Genomic DNA, 16,233 nt, shown 5'->3' on the forward strand with positions numbered 1-16,233 from the left:
TCAGAGCAATGACAGTCATCTTGCTTCGGCACGGCCGCTCGACGTCGAATACCGCGGGCACTCTCGCAGGTCGCAGTGCCGGCATCGAACTCGACGACCGTGGGCGCGAGCAGGCGCAGGCGGTCGCGGACCGCCTCGGTGAGCTTCCGGTCGCCGAGATCGTCCGTTCGCCGTTGCTCCGGTGTGAGCAGACAGTGGAGCCCTTGGCGGCCAGGCTCGGCATGTCGCCTGTGGTCGAGGACCGTCTGGTGGAAGTGGACTACGGCCAATGGACTGGCCGGACGATCAAGGAATTACTGGCCGAGCCCCTGTGGAAGGTGGTTCAGCAGCATCCATCGGCAGCTGTGTTTCCGGGCGGCGAAGGCCTGGCGACGGTGCAGCAGCGCGCGGTGCAGGCCGTGCGCGAGCACGACGCCCGGTTGGCTGCGCAGCACGGCCGGGACGTGCTGTGGGTGGCGTGCTCACACGGCGATGTCATCAAGTCGGTGCTGTCGGACGCGATGGGTGCCCACCTGGACTCCTTTCAGCGCATCGTCGCCGACCCGGCGTCGATCAGTGTCGTTCGATACACGTCGACGCGGCCGTTCGTTCTGCGGACCAACGACACCGGGTCCGATCTCAGTGCATTCGTACCGAAAGCCGAGGAGCCCGACACGTCGGAATCGGACAATTCGAGCTCTTCCGACGCGGTCGTCGGCGGTGGAGCAGGCAGCTGAGGCGGGCGATTCGGCACCGAAGCCCCCATCGGTGGCAGGCTGGAGAGCAAGCAATACCGTCCGTGGTCGATCTGTGGCCGATAATGAAGGTTCCGCGATGTGCCACGCGGAGCTGTTCGAGTCGTTAGGAGGTGCAATGCCGCGCGCAATACACGTTTTTCGCACCCCTGATCGTTTCGTTGCCGGGACCGTTGGTGAACCGGGCGACCGAACGTTCTTTCTGCAAGCGGTGCACGACGCACGAGTGGTGTCGGTCGCGCTGGAAAAGCAGCAGGTTCAGGTCCTGGCCGACCGGGTGGGACTTCTGCTCGAGGAAGTGCACCGCAGATTCGGAGCCGATGTGCCGGCCGAAGAGACGGACACGGTGGACACCAGCCCGCTTCTGACACCGATCGACACCGAGTTTCGTGTCGGCACGATGGGACTCGGCTGGGACGCCGACGCCAACGCAGTCGTGGTGGAACTGCTTGCTGTCAGTGAGGTCGAGGTGGACGAATCCGTCGTACTCGACGACACCGACGAAGGCCCCGATGCAGTCCGAGTGTTCCTGACTCCGGTTCAGGCCCGCGAATTCGCGGTCCGATCCGAGCGCGTGATCGCAGCGGGTCGCGCGCCGTGCCCGTTGTGCGGACAGCCGTTGGCGCCCGAGGGACACGTCTGCATCAGAACCAACGGATATCGCCGTGGTGCGACGTTCGGACCGGTGACCGAGGTCGACGAGTCTTGACCGTCGACCTGCCTCCGTTCGAGGGCCGCGAAACGATGGAGACCGGCGAGCTCACGATCGTCGGGCGGGTGGTCTCGGCCAGCAACGCCACGTTGGTGTGCGAAGCAGGCGAGGGCGATTCGTCTGTCCGGTGCGTCTACAAGCCCGTTCGTGGGGAGGTGCCGCTCTGGGACTTCCCCGACGGCACTCTCGCCGGCCGCGAAGTTGCGTCCTACGAGATATCCGAGTCGCTCGGCTGGGGTGTGATACCTCCGACCGTTCTGCGCGACGGGCCGTTCGGGCCCGGAATGGTGCAGAAGTGGATCGACACACCCGAGGTTCACGCCGAAGGACGAGTCGACCTCGTCGACATCTGTCGACCCGATCTGGTACCCGCAGGATGGATTCCGGTGTTGCAGGCGTACGACGGCGAGGGAGAAGAGATCGCGCTGATCCACGCCGACGATCCGCGTCTGCAGCGGATGGCAGTCCTCGACGTGATCCTCAACAACGCCGACCGCAAAGGCGGACACGCGCTCGAAGGTCTCGACGGCTACGTGTACGGGGTCGATCACGGTATCTGCCTGCACGCCGAGAACAAATTGCGCACGGTGCTGTGGGGATGGGCAGGCCAGGCGGTGGACGACGCGTTGATGAACGACGTCGTTCGGTTCGTCGAGACCTTCGACGCCGTCACCGCCCCGCGTCTGGTGGACAAGATCACGCTGACCGAAACCATCGCGGTTCTCGATCGGGCACAGGAGCTCATCGCACGCCCGGTCATGCCGGAGCCTCGTTCGAGCAGACCCATACCGTGGCCCGCCTTCTGATCGGGCTCGGATAGGCTCGGCTGCATGCATTCTTGGTCCAGCCCGGAGATCCCGACAATCCCAGGACAGGGTCCAGCGCTTCGATTGTTCGACACCGCCGACCGCCAGGTCCGTCCCGTCACCCCGGGTTCGACCGCCCGCATGTACGTCTGCGGCATCACCCCGTACGACGCCACCCATCTGGGACACGCAGCGACCTACCTGACGTTCGACCTGATCAACCGGTTGTGGCGGGACGCCGGTGTCGACGTGCACTACGTGCAGAACGTCACCGATGTCGACGATCCGCTGTTCGAGCGTGCCGATCGCGACGGTGAGGACTGGCGCGACCTGGGGGCGCGCGAGATCGAGCTCTTCCGCGCCGACATGGAAGCTCTGCGAGTGATCCCTCCTCGCGACTACATCGGGGCCGTCGAGTCCGTCGACGAGGTCGTCGAACTGGTGGAGAAGTTGGTGGCGTCCGGTGCCGCCTACGTCGTCGACGACGCCGAGTACCCCGACGTGTACTTCCGCGCCGACGCCACCGAGCAATTCGGCTACGAGTCCGGATACGACCGCCCCACGATGGACACGTTCTTCGCCGAGCGCGGTGGCGATCCAGATCGCGCAGGCAAGCGAAATTCACTCGACGCATTGTTGTGGCGCGCGGTGCGTCCCGGCGAACCGTCGTGGTCGTCGCCGTGGGGCCCCGGCCGACCGGGTTGGCACATCGAGTGTGCTGCAATCGCACTCAATCGCATCGGAACCGGCTTCGATATCCAGGGCGGCGGAAGCGATCTCATCTTCCCGCACCACGAATTCTCTGCGGCCCACGCCGAGGCTGCGACCGGCTATCCCCGCTTCGCCCGCCACTACGTGCACACGGGAATGATCGGGCTGGACGGCGAGAAGATGTCCAAGAGCCGCGGCAACCTCGTGTTCGTCTCCAAGCTCCGCGCCGAGAACGTCGATCCGGCCGCTGTGCGTCTCGGCCTGTTGGCGGGTCACTACCGGCAGGATCGACCGTGGTCCGACGAGGTCCTCGAACGGGCTCACACGCGGCTCGCGCTGTGGCGTCGGGCAGCGGCGCTCGAGGCTGCGGCGTCGGCCGACGACGTGGTCAACCGGCTCCGGCAGCACCTGGCCGACGACCTCGACACACCCAAGGCGCTCGACGCTCTCGACGCGTGGGCGAGTTTTGCAGTCGAGCGGGGTGGATCGGATGCAGGCGCACCCGGTGCCTTCGCCGATGCCGTCGACGCGCTGCTCGGAGTGCCGCTGCGTTAGTTCGCGGGCCCCAGGCGTAGATCCGCCAGCAGATCCGGGATCAGGCGCTCTTCCATGACCGCTCGACCCGAATCACGGAGTGCGGCAGCCAGTTCCGGGTCCCACGGACTGTCCGTGGGATGTCCCTTCAGTGGTTCCGAATTCCGCGCATCCAGTCCGTGCCGGTAGGAATCGACATCCATCCGCCACGGTGACGCGCCGTATCGATCCACGGCTCGTTTCACCATGTGCAGTCCGGCCCAGTCGAAGTCGGCTCGCCACTGGATTGCGGTGTCGGGAGCGCGCGAAGCCAGCAGCCGATGCACCGCGGCCGAGGGCTGGCCGTCGGTGCAGATCACGCTTGCGCTGTTCGAGCCGAGAGTTCGGGCTGCGGCGGCGAGCACAGCGATGTTCTCGCAGACGAACACCGTCGACGAGCTGTTCGTGAGCGGGCCACGCGCGAGCATGTCCACGGTGACGGGAAAAGGCACGCCCTCGTCCGCTGCGTCGTTGAGCCAGCGAGCCACGGTGTGGTTCTCGGCGACGCGGTAGCCGAGAACCAGGACCCGACTCGACAGTGCGTCGACCGACACCCCGGCCGTCTCCCACAGGGCCCTGATGCCCACCGGGTCGACGGGTCGAGGCACGTTCTCGCGCAACGACAGAGCGTCGAGGACGAGCTTCGCAGCTCCTCCGCCCGCGAGGGCTTTGGTATCACCGGTGGCCAGTTCCGCCAGCTCGGTGAGCGACATCCCGTCCACCGGAAGCAGGGCCAGGACCTGCGTTGCCACCGCCAATGCGTCGACGGCGACGCGGCCGCCGAGCGTGCCGTCCTGATTGAGCAGCGAGGCGATCCAGTACTCGATCCACTCGCGATCGGCACCACCGCCGAGTACCTCCCTGGCTCGATCCAGCGCGTCGGAGCGCACCTGAGCCTTGTCCGCCGCGATGCGCTTCTTGTCCTGTAACGGGGCCTGCTCGCTGAGAGTCTCGATCAATCCGGCGCCACCGTTGAGCGGATGGCTCAGCCACACGTCGAACCGCTCGAGGTCGAGCTTGGTGCTCCGCGCCCGAGAATGCAGACTGGAGTTGGACCGAGAGATGGCGCTGCACAGACGCCACAGCTCCGGGGCATCGCTCAGATCGACGGTGATGTTGCCACCGACCCGAAGCCAGTTGGACTCCAACTTCTTTCGCGCAGCATCCAGCAGCGCAGACAATTCCGCGCTGCCCCGCCATTCGCCGTTACTGGACAAACTCCAGCCCGCCTTCGGTTCGCGTCGGCACACGGCGCGTCAACGGTGATCCGAGTGCGGCCGCGAGGTCGGTGCCGTCGTGTTCGGCGAACAGTTCGCCGTTCTCCCACACCAGAAGCGCAGCACTGACGGTGTTCTCGGCCGTCGAATGCGCCAGGTCGTAGTGCGCGCAACCGGGTACGTCCGCGTAGGTGATCCACAGGTCGTAGCCGGTCATGAACAGGTCGAGATCGAATTGCACACTCAGGCCGAGCAATTCGCTGCGGCCGTTGTCGTCGACACCGGCGAACGCCTCGTCGAGAGCGAGCAGACGAGGGGAGTGCGGATCGGCGGACGAGAGCATCACATGCGCTGCCGCGAACAGCGGCAGGTGCAGCGAGACAGACTGTTCGCCGCCGGAGAGCGCACTGTGCCGGGCGACGGTGAGACGATCCTCGTTGCCGTCCCCACTGATGAGTGTGAAGGCGAACACACGCCAACGGCGATAGTCCAGAGTCGCAGAAAGGATCTCGGGGTACGACCGTTCCGGATGTGCGGCACGGGCAATCCTGATCTCCGACGCGAAGTGGGCGCGCATCGCGGCCAGGTCGTCCTGGTTCAGCGCCGAGGCGTCGCGGTCCAGCAGTTTGGACACTGCCCGCGCCCCGTCGTCGAGGTTGTCCGCGAGCACCCAGTGCACGCCGATCGTGTTGCCCGAGGACATCCGTCGTTGCTTCATCTCGGCGGACATCTGTGCGATCAGCTCGCGTGCGTCGACGGTGCGCTCGTGGATCTGCTGCGCCAGGCCGGTCAGCAGGGCATCCTCGAGAATGCGGCGCTCCTGCTCGGTCAGCAGCAGTTCCTGGTCGGCCCTGGCCGAACCGATTCGATCGGCGAAGTCTCCTACCGACGAATAGCCCTGCTCGTCCTGCACTCGTACCACCGTCAAACCGTCCGGCGCATCCCACTGCAGACGGTAGTCCTGACCCGATGCGGCCAGTTGCGAGTCGAACTCCTGCAGCGCACTCGTCAGCGCCGTCCGGGTCGACTTTCGGCTCGAGTCACTCACTTTCACCGATGCCGTCGCTGCATCGAGTGCCGAGTGCAACGCGCTCACCACCGGTGGAAGCACCGGAACCTCGTCGTCCGGACCGTCGGCCTGCTGAACTCGATACAGGATCTGTTCGACCGTCAGCCACGCCGAGTCACTGGCAGGCCACGCGTACGTCTCGTGGACGCCGAGGATGGCGAGCAGATCCTTGCGTGCGTACGGTGCCAGCCGCACCGCATCGGTCAGGGTTTCGGTGACCGCGGCGCGCAGGCTTTCGAGTGCCGTGTTGCAGGCACCCTCGGCCTTGCCGATCGCTTCGCCGGCTTCCTTGTCCGCTTTTCGGGCTGCCCGCTGCTCGACGCGGCACTTCTCGATGCGTTCGCGTGCGTTCGCGAGATCGGTGTCGATCTGTTCGGCGGTAGCACCGAGCTTCTCGCTCAGGAGCTCGAGGCGTTGCACCTGTTGCCGGTAGTTCTCGTCGGCTATCGCGGCTTCCTCGGCGAGCTCCTCGGCCAGACCGGTCGCCTCCTCGAGGCGGTTGGTGGCTTCGCGGGCCCGCTCGCTCTCGCGCGTGTGGTCGCTGCGCTTGCGGATGACCACCGCGCCCTGGTGCTCGAAATGGCGAATCGCTGCGGCAAGGGCATCTACATCGCGTCCGATGTGAGGCGTGCGATGGGCGACGGCGACGGTGCGCAGCTGCTTCTCCTTCGCGGACAGATCCGCGATCGCCTGATCGAATTCGCGGTCGGCGGCTACGGAACCATCTTTCGAGGTGCGCAGCGCTCCAGCGGCGGCCGTGACGGCGCGTTGTGCCTTCACGATGGACGAGACACGGGGGAGTTGTTTGGCGGCGGCGCCCAGATCCTGCACCAGCTCGCGTGCCGCCAGCTCGTCGGCCGTCGCGGTCTCGAGCGCAGCCGTTGCCGCATCGATCGCGCCGCCGAGTTCGGCGATGCGCTGCTCCCGACGGCGAGCCCGCGCCGTGGCGCCGATGTACTCGGCGTCCGATTTCGCGTGGCGACCCCTCTGCACACCCTGCCAGTATCGGCCGTCGACACCTACCGCGACAGCGCTGCCCGATCGGTCGTTCGGCTCCTGTTGCAGTGCAACGGATTCGAGCAGATCCAGGACGCGGGACGCCGGTACGGCGGTTCCGGGTTCCGGTTCCAGAACGGACGCCAGCGTTGCCCCGGAGGGCCTGGAGGCCTCCGGTAACGGCGACAGATACTGCTCCGAGTCGGCATCGGCGGGAAAGTCCGCCGTCGGGTGGATCCAACCGTCGAGGACATTGGCGGCCTGCAACGCGGATTCGATCCCCGCCGCGTCGGCAGGGGACACCGCGTCGGCAAATCGAACCAGCTGCCACAGCGGTGCGCCCGACAGATCTGCACGGCTGCCGGTCCGTGCAGCGAACGGCGGTGGGGCGTCGTCGTGTTCGGCTCGCACCAGGGACAGTTCGTCGCGCAGCGCGTTCAGTTCGGCCGAGCGCGTGGCCACGTCGACGCGTGCCTGTGCCTGACGAGCACGAATCGCGTCGATACCGTCTGCGGTCTGCTCGGCGAGCACCGATTCCAGGCTCGGGGCATCGTCGTCGCCGATGCCTGCCAAGGCCGCGTCGAGGGCCTCGAACACGGCCGAGGTGATGCCCGCGGAGGAGTACAGCGACGAGTTGTTCGACCACCAGGCCCGCAGTCCCGAAGCGAACTGCGCCTTCTCCAGATCCACGGTCGCCTCGGCCTCGGTGACCGCTGCTGCCGCTGCCTCGCGCAAGTCGCGCGCCTTCGTTGCAGCCTTCTCCGCGCGAGCACGTTCCGTGGACGCCTTCTCGACGGTCGCCAGCGCCTCACGAACCGCGCGTACGTCACCGTCCCGCTCCTCGGCGTGCCCTCGAAGAGCGGTACTGATCTGGTCACTGCGAGCCGTACCCGGCAGCGGTGTCCACACGATGCCCGCGTCCTCGGCCGCAGTCTGGAGCTCTTCCTCCGCGCGGGTCACCGCGGCGACGGAATCCCGGAGTGCGGCGTCCGCCCGAGCGGCCTCGGCGGTGCGCTGTTCCAGTTCTGCTTGCGCTTTGCGTGCCCGGTCGGCCTGCTGCGCCGTCGACACTTCCAGCTTTGCAGCAGATTCGGCCAGGTCGTCCAGTTGCTGCTTGCCCTCGTACGCGCTCGAGCGCTGCAGTGTCTCGCGGTCTGCGACGGCCTGATCCAGTGCGCGCTCGGCCTCGTCGAATCGAGTTTCGGCTGCCGCCCGCTCCACCAGTCGACGGTCCTTGAGCGCCGACGCCGCGAAGTGTGCAGTGGTCGCGTGGGTTATGGTCTCGAGCCGGCGCGAGACTTGCTCGACATCCGAACGGGTCTGCACCCGAAGGTATTTGGAATAGACCGAGACGAAATTCCTGGCTGCCTGATCGGCTTGCGCCAGCCCCTCCAGCGCGCGTCCCACTTCCTCCATGTCACTGAAGGATCGTGCCGCCTCGAGCACCAGTTGCTCGTCGAGGGGACGCAGACCGTCGGTCAGCGCCTGGGACAGCCCCTTCGGATCGAGATTCTTGGCCAATTGCGGACGGCGAAGTGTCAGAATGAGATTGATCAACTGGTCGTAACGTTGCGCGCCGAGCCCGAACATCCGGGCATCGATCGCGGCGCGGTAGTCGCCAGGTCGATCGGTGATGGCGTCGCTGCCCAGTTGCTCGGCCAGCTGCTTCTTCGTCAACGGTCGGTCGTCGGAGCCCAACAACGAGAAGTCGACGCCCACCCGGCCGTCGGCCACGAAGTACCAGCGGGTCACCTTGTCGTTCTGACGGCTGGCCCGCATGCCGATGCCGACCGTGACCGATTCGGGGTCCGCACGCGAGCCGCGGCCGAACTCCATCCACACGTACGAGTGAGCGCTTTCCTGCCCTCGGTAGAGCAGGTTGGATTTCATGGTTCGCTCTTCACCGGCGAACGGATTTAGTCGGCGCGGTTCGATGCGCCCGTCGAGGACGAAGGGAAACAGTACTTCCAGCGCTTTGGTCTTACCGGATCCGTTGGGCCCACGCAGCACCAGGCGACCGTCGGCGAAGGAGAACTCCTGATCGCGGTAGTCCCACAGGTTGACGATCCCTGCTCGTGTCGGCCGAAAACGTGTCGAGTGTGCGGTCATCTACTCAAGCCTCTACTTCGGATGGATCGGTGCTGGGGGATTGTCCGTTGCCGAACAGTGAGTCCTGCGGGGTCCGATCACGCACGCTGACCATCACGTCTCGGTAGCGCGCGATCACCGGCAGTACCAGTGCGCCGCCGGATACGCAGTGCACCAAGCGAAGTCGATGCAGTAGTGCCAGTGCACGCAGCCGCAGGGCGTCCCGATCGCTCTGCCACTGAGCCGCGAAGGTGCGGCCGAAACGTTCGACGAGATCATCGACGACCGTGGTCAACCAACTGTCCTCGATCAACGGATACAGCTTCTTCTCGTCCACACTGTCGAATGTCGTTGCATCGGAACCGAACCCGAACTCGGCGAGATCACCGAAGATCCCGCCGTCGGGAATGGCACTGTCCAACTGCTCGATCAGGTCGTCACCGTTGGGTATGGGGTAGGTCGCCAGCGCGGGTGCATCCGGATCGATCACTCGGTCCGAGATCTCACCGGCGATCAACAACGCAACCTGGGCAATGGTTCCGGTGCTGGGGAAGCGGTGGTCCGACAGCCGACCCGAGGTGTCGATGAGTGCCACCCCCTCGGAACGGCGCTCGGCAACGAGACCGGTCAGCAACTCGACGTCGGCAACGGTGCGCGATGCGGCCAGGGCAGTGCGGCCGTCCGGGTCGAGATCGTCGAGATAGACGACCGGTTGCTCGACCAACGCTCGGCGTACTGCACGGAGCGTTTCCTTCGGGTCTGCCTCACGTCCCGAATCGCCATGTCCCGGATCGGAATCCTCGGGATCGATCGCGGCGTCCGTGCCGGCCAACAGACCGCGAATCGATCGCAGATGCTGGACGGCGCGAGGCGGCCGGAAGAGAGCGACGACGACAGGCCGGTCGATGTCGTAGAGGGCCTCGCCCGCGGACGGATTGTTGGCCCAACCGGTGGCGTCACCGTCGGCCAGTGCGATCGCACCGCGGGTCGCCAGCCAGCCGATGGCGTCGACGAATGCGTCTCGGTCGCTGGCTCGGTCGGTCGTCAGCTCTACTCCGTCTACTTGACTTGCTTCTGCCGCAACATGATCGGCAAGCTCGGAGAGGGTGATCTGGTTGCCTGCCCGGCCGAGGGCCGCCAGTGCCAGTGCCAGATACGCGTATCTACGTCGGTCGAATATTCGGTCGGTGGCTGTTCGGGCGGGTTGGCTGTCGTCGAGCCGATCGATCATCGGGTACAGACGTGCCGTGGTCTCGGTGACCTCGAGGCGATATCCGAACAGTTCGAGCAGGTCCTCGCGTAACTCGGTGGCCCATCTGCGCAGCAGAGGCAGCGCAATCCTATCGGGATACGTCGTGGTCACCAGATGATTCGACAGCGCGACCCGGGCGGCCCGCTGGTAGGAATCCAGTGCGAGGGTGGAGATTTCCCGAGCTCTCATCGGCGAGCGACCTCACTGACATCGAGAGACAGGCGGTCCAGATGCAGGCGTCCCCGGCTGGTCCGCACGATCGTCGAACGGTCGCTGTCGCTCAGCGTCAAGCGCACGCCGCTGTCCGATCCGGACGAGTCGGAGGTGCGTCCACTCACCCGTACCCGCGCCGTGAGTGCAGCGTTCAGCAGGCTCAACAGCACCTCGGTTTCCTGCTCGTTCAGAATTCGGTCGTGGATTCCGGCCGACGCAAGCGACTGCGCTGCGGCACTGCGTGATCGCTGCGCGTCCAGTTGCTGCTCCCGAAGCCGTCTGATGCCGCCGTCGTTGCGCTGCACCCGACCCGGAACGCCGGGGGTCGGGGTGCGTCCGGTCTCGGCCAGGGTGCGGGAAATTTCGACCGGCGGAGCCTCCCACCACGATCGGGACGTGGAGATGATGTCGGCGTCGGGATGCACCATCGACAGGTGCCGCGGCCTGCCGAGACCGAACACGGCGTGGAACAGGGCGTGCGCGCTGTCCTCGGTAGGCGTGGCCGCGAACCAGCCGGCCAGATGCCGCAGTTGGCTCTCCCTGCTCACGCCACCCCTGCGGGTCTCCGTGACGCGGCGTAGGAGCGACAGCACGGCGGCAATCGCGCTCATCGTGCCTTCGCGCAGTCGCTCGGACTCGCTGAGTTCGGACTCCGCCGCGACGAACCAGTGCGACAGGCCGGCCCAGCGGTCGGTCCAGTCGGCTCGTCGTTCGTCGACGGCGAGAAATACTCGCTCGTCGCTGATCGCAGCGCGCTCGACGAGCTCCTCGATGCCGGTGCTCTCGACGAGCGCGATGGCCTCCGCCAGCTTCGGGGCGTAGCGGGTGAGATCCGAGCTGAACTCGCGCATGTGCGTCAGCAACGCATCCTTGTGGACCAGAAACGACTCGGGAGTGATCTCGGTGGTGCGCACCAGATCGCCCAGCACCAAGTAGAAATGTGCGGCGCGGGTCGCCATCTCCGACAGCGTCGAATCGAGTCTGCTCAGCTTGCGGTAGATGCGATCGCCGTCGGCCTGACGGTTCGCCTCGGCCAGCTCGTGCATGTCGGCCAGCAGCTCGGGCAACACCAGGCGGGACAACGAGGCGTCGTCCAGGCGGGCACCGAGCACGTCCTCGACCGCGCGGTACGCCTTGTAGCCGGCCTGGCCGAATTGGTAGACGAAGTGACGGTTGCGGTATTCGGCGAGGGTCGCCGCGCGGGTGCCGTCGTAGCTGCGTTCGAGCAGGCCCCAGGCGTGGAGCTGATCGAGAAGGGGCGCGATGTCGAGTGTGGTCAGTGCGGCGTGCCGACCGGGGCTGCGGGCGATGAGGTCGGCCACGTCTCCGGAGTGCAGCAGGACGACGTAGTTGGCTCGTGCGGTGTCGAAGGCCCGCAGGACTGCCAGGTACTCGGATCGCTTCTCGGCAACGGCGAACGAGAACAGACCGAGACGGTCCTCCTCCACGAACGCATTCACGGCGCCCAGCCGTGCGTCCTCACCTGAATCGCTCACTGGAACAGGGTAGGGGGTAGGAGTGGAGCCCGCGGAATGACCCTTGGGGTAGGAGTGGAGCCCGCGGAATGACCCTGGCCACGGGTCTCGGTCGTTCAACCGTGCCGGTTAGAGCTCGACGGTCACTTTCCCGTCCACCACTGCGGCGGGGTAGGTGCGCACGGAGTCGATGCCGCTGGGGCATGAGCCGTCGTCGAGCGAGAACGTATACTGGTGGAGTGGGCAGACGACCACAGACCCGTCGATCTGACCGTCCGCCAGTGGCCCGCCCTTGTGTGGACAGATGGCGTCCATCGCCCGCACCGAACCGTCGCCGAGCAGGAACACCGCCACCTGCTTGCCGTCCACCACGTAGGCCCGTCCCTCGCCGGGCGTCAGATCCTCGACCGCCCCCACCGGCACGCTCATCGGACCGGTACCTGTGGCAGCGGAAGCAGTGGCAGCGACGGGGTGAACTGCGCGGGTGATTTGGGTGCCGCGCGGTCCTGCCACGGGTCGACGTAGCCGTCCACCGATGCCTGCATTCGCTGGTCGAGTCCGGCCACGATGCCGTCACGGTCGTCGATCAGCACGCTCTGCAGTTCTTCCAGGCCGAGACGTGGAACCCACGCGTACGTTCGCTCGAGCCATTGGGCGTTCTCGCGGTAGTGCTGAATGAATCTGCCGGCCACGGTCAGAACCTCCTCGGCCCCCGTCACGGTGGCCAGTAGATCGCCCTTGCGGATGTGGGCGCCTGCCGCGCCTCCGATGTAGATCTCCCACTTGTCCTCGCCCACCGAGACGACGCCGAAGTCCTTGCACAGTGCCTCCGAACAGTTGCGAGGGCAGCCGGCTACCGCGAGCTTCAACTTCGCCGGTGTCTCCAGGCCTTGGAACCGCTCTTCGAGGGCGATACCGAGAGCAGTCGAGTCGCCGAGACCGAAGCGGCAGAAGTCGCTGCCCACGCAGGTCTTCACCGTGCGCATGCTCTTGCCGTACGCGAACCCCGAGGGCATGTCCAGATCGCCCCACACCTTCGGCAGGTCTTCCTTCTTGATGCCGAGCAGGTCGATGCGTTGTCCGCCGGTCACCTTGACCAGCGGAACGCTGTATTTGTCTGCGACGTCGGCGATCTTGCGCAGCTGATCCGGTGTGGTGACGCCACCCTTCATCTGCGGCACCACCGAGAACGTGCCGTCCCGTTGGATATTGGCGTGGACACGATCGTTGATGAACAACGCGCCGCGCTCGTCCACCCAATCCGGACCCCACACGGTGCGCAGCAACGACGCCAACGGCATCTTGGCGGCGGCGTCCTCGAGGCCGTCGGTCGCGAGTGCTGTGAACACCTGCGACACCGCCCGCAGATCCCGCGCTCGGACGGCGTCGATCAGTTCCGGCTTCGTCATCGGGATACACGGCACGTACCAGTCCGCGGTGTGGTCTGCTTCGACGGCACCGCCCGCTGCGCACGCGATGATGTCTTTCACCAGCCCCTTGCACGAGCCGCACCCCTTGCCTGCGCGGGTCTTCGCGGTCACGTCGCTCAGATTCTTGGCACCCGCGTGCACGCAGGCCACGATTGCACCCTTCGTGACGCCGTTGCAGTTGCACACCTGGACGTCGTCGGCCAATTCGGCGGCTCCTGTTGCCGCAGAGGGAGTTCCCATGTCGAAGAGCATGCTGATCCGCTCGTCGGGTAGTGGTACTTTCTCGTCGAATGCCTGAGTCAGGAAGTTGGCCTTGGAGATGTCGCCCAGCAGAGTGGCACCGACCAGTTTGTTGTTGCGGACGATCACCGACTTGTACGTGCCACTGCGCGGCTCGTAGAACTGGACGAACTCGTCGTCGTCGCGCTCGGGGGCGGTGATCCCCATCGAGGCGACGTCGACACCGGCCACTTTGAGCTTGGTCGTCAGACGCGAACCATGATACGCCGCAGCGGGATTCGCACCCGTGAGCACGTCGGCCAATACGACGGCCTGCTCCCACAGTGGCGCAACGAGGCCGTAAACCTCGCCGCGATGTTGGCAGCATTCACCGACGGCGTAGATGGAACCTTCGTCCTCGCAACGCAATTGGTCGTCGACCACGATTCCTCGTTCGATCACCAAACCGCCGGCCCGAGCGAAGTCGACACTGGGGCGGATACCGGCGGTGACGACGACCATGTCCGCAGCCAGCGAGGTGCCGTCGTTGAACCCGACGCCGGTGACGACACCGTCCTCGGAACGCAACACCGAGGTGGTTCTCTTCGAGGTGTGCACGCCGACTCCGAGCGACTCGATCTTGTTGCGCAGCACTCGTCCACCGCGCTCGTCGAGCTGCTGGTTCATCAAGTGTCCGGGGGAGTGCACCACGTTCACGTCGAGCCCCTGGGTCCGCAGACCGTACGCGGCTTCGAGTCCGAGCAGTCCACCGCCGATGACGACGGCGCAGACGTCGTCGCGAGACTCTGCGATCTGCAGCATGCCATTGGTGTCTGCGATGGTCCGGAAGCCGAACACTCCGCGTGCCAGTCTGCCGTCGGATTCGCGGAGACCGTCCATGTTCGGGAAGAACGTGTTGCTTCCCGTTGCGATGATCAGCACGTCGTAGTCGACGGACCGACCGCTCTCGCACGCAACGGTCTTGGAGAATCGATCCAACGACACGGCACGATCGCCCACGTGCAGAGTCACGCCGTTGTCGCTGTACCAACTCATGGGATTGAGAATCAGATCCTCGTCATCGACGGTGGTCTCACCGGACAGCACGTGCGAGAGCATGATTCGGTTGTAGTTGCCGTACGGCTCGTCGCCGATCATCGTGATCTCGAACAACGAGCTGCCGTCACGCTCGAGGATCTGCTCGACCGTTCTGGCACCGGCCATTCCGTTGCCGATCACCAACAGCCGCTGCTTGCCTGCAGTCATCAGACGAGCACCAGACCGAAATCGACGACGACCTCTCCGGTGGTTCCGGCCGGGGCAGCGACGACCAACTCGAGAACGGTGTCCGGATCGACGTCCTCGACCACACGGAGGGGGATGTTGACCCCACTCTTGGCTCCCATCGGGAAGATGCGCATCGGGCTACCGTCGCGCAGCAGAGTCACGACGACGAGTTCGTCGCTGGAGTTTCCACCCCGGAAGTACAGCGGTTGGGCCGTCACTCCCTCGGGCACGACGAAACTCAGGCTGGGATCGATCAACTCGGGCTTGTCCAGGCCGTTGCCGGAGAAGGAGAAGACGCCTTGCAGAAATCGTGGTGTGCTGGCCATACCCACGAGGTTGCGGTGTCGGGGTGACGCCACCGATGCGGTGACGTTACGTCGGCATCAGAAATACCTCACCGAGCTCCGGTCCGTCGTGTGCGCTCGGATCAGAGCCCGAAGTTGCCGGGGCCGCGGCGCCTCAGGTACTTCTCGAACTCGGCTGCAATGGCGTCGCCGTCGATCTTCGCAATCGCGTCGGACATGTCCACTTCGGCATCACCGCGCTCTTCGAGGCTGCGCACGTATTCGCTGATCTCCTCGTCCTCTTTCGTCATCTCGTTGACCGCTTCTTCCCACTCCTCTGCCTGGGTGGGAAGTTCGCCGAGCGGTACCTCGATGTCGAGCACGTCCTCGACCCGCTGCAGCAATGCAACGGTCGCCTTGGGATTCGGCGGCTGCGAGACGTAGTGGGGCACGGCGGCCCAGAACGACACCGCAGGGACGCCGGCCTTCACGCATTCGTCCTGCAACACGCCGGTGATTCCGGTCGGGCCCTCGTATCGGGTCTGTTCGAGATTGAACCGTTCGGCCGACTCGGTGCTGTATGCGGTGCCGGTGACCGGAACGGGCCTGGTGTGCGGGGTGTCGGCCAGCAGTGCTCCCAGGATCACGACGGTCTCGACTCCGAGCTGTTCGACGAACTCGAGCAGGTCGTCGCAGAAGCTGCGCCACCGCATGTTCGGCTCGATGCCGCGCAGCAGCACCACGTCACGTTCGCTACCGGGAGGCGAACACACCGACAACCGGGTCGACGGCCACTCGATCTCACGGGTGACACCGTCCACCTGGCGAACCGTCGGTCTGTTGACCTGGTAGTCGTAGTAGTCCTCCGAGTCCAGCTCGGCAAGCGGACTGGCATCCCAGATCAGCTCCAGGTGCTCGACGGCACCGCTCGCCGCATCGCCCGCGTCGTTCCAGCCCTCGAAAGCAGCCACCAGGATGGGGGAGCGCAATTCGGGAATGTCCTCGTCGAGATCGTCGAGGTCTGTGGCGTTGGCCACAGCGTCGTGGACGGCCTCGATCAACGCGGCGTCGAGCGGCACAGCCGAGTCGGCACCCGGAATGTCCGTATTTTCGGTAACGTCGTCGTTCGGGGACTGGCCATCGAGGTTTCGGGGACTCACCACGACA

Annotated in this window: 12 protein-coding genes; 4 read left to right on the plus strand and 8 right to left on the minus strand. The window is 65.7% G+C overall.

The window, feature by feature from the left end:
- Positions 1–8 precede the first annotated feature (8 nt).
- The 4 genes from ACQR3T_RS07375 (at position 9) to mshC (ending at position 3,518) form a co-directional block, all read left to right on the plus strand.
- Positions 9–716, plus strand: coding sequence for a histidine phosphatase family protein (locus ACQR3T_RS07375; protein ID WP_032377869.1), 708 nt, complete (start codon positions 9–11; stop codon positions 714–716).
- Between the two features lie 136 nt (positions 717–852).
- Positions 853–1,443: a DUF3090 domain-containing protein gene (locus ACQR3T_RS07380; protein WP_032378488.1), complete on the plus strand. Its 591-nt coding sequence runs from the start codon at positions 853–855 to the stop codon at positions 1,441–1,443.
- 35 nt (positions 1,444–1,478) lie between these two features.
- Positions 1,479–2,252, plus strand: a complete 774-nt coding sequence (locus ACQR3T_RS07385) for an SCO1664 family protein (protein ID WP_170944826.1) — start codon at positions 1,479–1,481, stop codon at positions 2,250–2,252.
- Between the two features lie 24 nt (positions 2,253–2,276).
- Entirely contained in the window at positions 2,277–3,518 is a 1,242-nt protein-coding gene (mshC, locus tag ACQR3T_RS07390) for a cysteine--1-D-myo-inosityl 2-amino-2-deoxy-alpha-D-glucopyranoside ligase (RefSeq protein ID WP_428692878.1), read from the plus strand.
- Here mshC and ACQR3T_RS07395 read toward each other — a convergent pair.
- From ACQR3T_RS07395 to ACQR3T_RS07430, 8 genes are all read right to left on the minus strand, one after another.
- Positions 3,515–4,753 (minus strand): DUF2399 domain-containing protein, encoded by a 1,239-nt coding sequence (locus tag ACQR3T_RS07395; RefSeq protein ID WP_080730587.1) that lies wholly within the window; start codon positions 4,751–4,753, stop codon positions 3,515–3,517. The two genes, mshC and ACQR3T_RS07395, sit on opposite strands and share 4 nt — an antisense overlap.
- A complete protein-coding gene (locus ACQR3T_RS07400; protein ID WP_428692879.1) occupies positions 4,743–8,927 on the minus strand; it encodes a TIGR02680 family protein in 4,185 nt (1,394 codons plus the stop codon). The genes ACQR3T_RS07395 and ACQR3T_RS07400 overlap by 11 nt, the downstream gene beginning before the upstream one ends.
- Positions 8,928–8,931: 4 nt before the next feature.
- The gene (locus ACQR3T_RS07405) at positions 8,932–10,347 is read right to left on the minus strand and encodes a TIGR02678 family protein (RefSeq protein WP_428692880.1); all 1,416 of its coding nucleotides are present in this window, start codon (positions 10,345–10,347) and stop codon (positions 8,932–8,934) included.
- Positions 10,344–11,819, minus strand: a complete 1,476-nt coding sequence (locus ACQR3T_RS07410; protein WP_428693084.1) for a TIGR02677 family protein — start codon at positions 11,817–11,819, stop codon at positions 10,344–10,346. Before ACQR3T_RS07410 ends, ACQR3T_RS07405 begins: the two co-directional genes overlap by 4 nt.
- 156 nt (positions 11,820–11,975) lie before the next feature.
- Entirely contained in the window at positions 11,976–12,275 is a 300-nt protein-coding gene (locus tag ACQR3T_RS07415; RefSeq protein ID WP_094618388.1) for a Rieske (2Fe-2S) protein, read from the minus strand.
- Positions 12,272–14,761, minus strand: a complete 2,490-nt coding sequence (gene nirB / locus ACQR3T_RS07420) for a nitrite reductase large subunit NirB (protein WP_428692881.1) — start codon at positions 14,759–14,761, stop codon at positions 12,272–12,274. Before nirB ends, ACQR3T_RS07415 begins: the two co-directional genes overlap by 4 nt.
- On the minus strand, positions 14,761–15,108 hold the full coding sequence (locus ACQR3T_RS07425; RefSeq protein ID WP_032377878.1) for a hypothetical protein: 348 nt from the start codon (positions 15,106–15,108) through the stop codon (positions 14,761–14,763). The genes nirB and ACQR3T_RS07425 overlap by 1 nt, the downstream gene beginning before the upstream one ends.
- Before the next feature lie 101 nt (positions 15,109–15,209).
- Entirely contained in the window at positions 15,210–16,124 is a 915-nt protein-coding gene (locus ACQR3T_RS07430) for a PAC2 family protein (protein ID WP_428693085.1), read from the minus strand.
- Positions 16,125–16,233: the final 109 nt, after the last annotated feature.

This window comes from Rhodococcus sp. IEGM1428 (genome assembly GCF_050321865.1).
Lineage (GTDB): Bacteria > Actinomycetota > Actinomycetes > Mycobacteriales > Mycobacteriaceae > Rhodococcoides.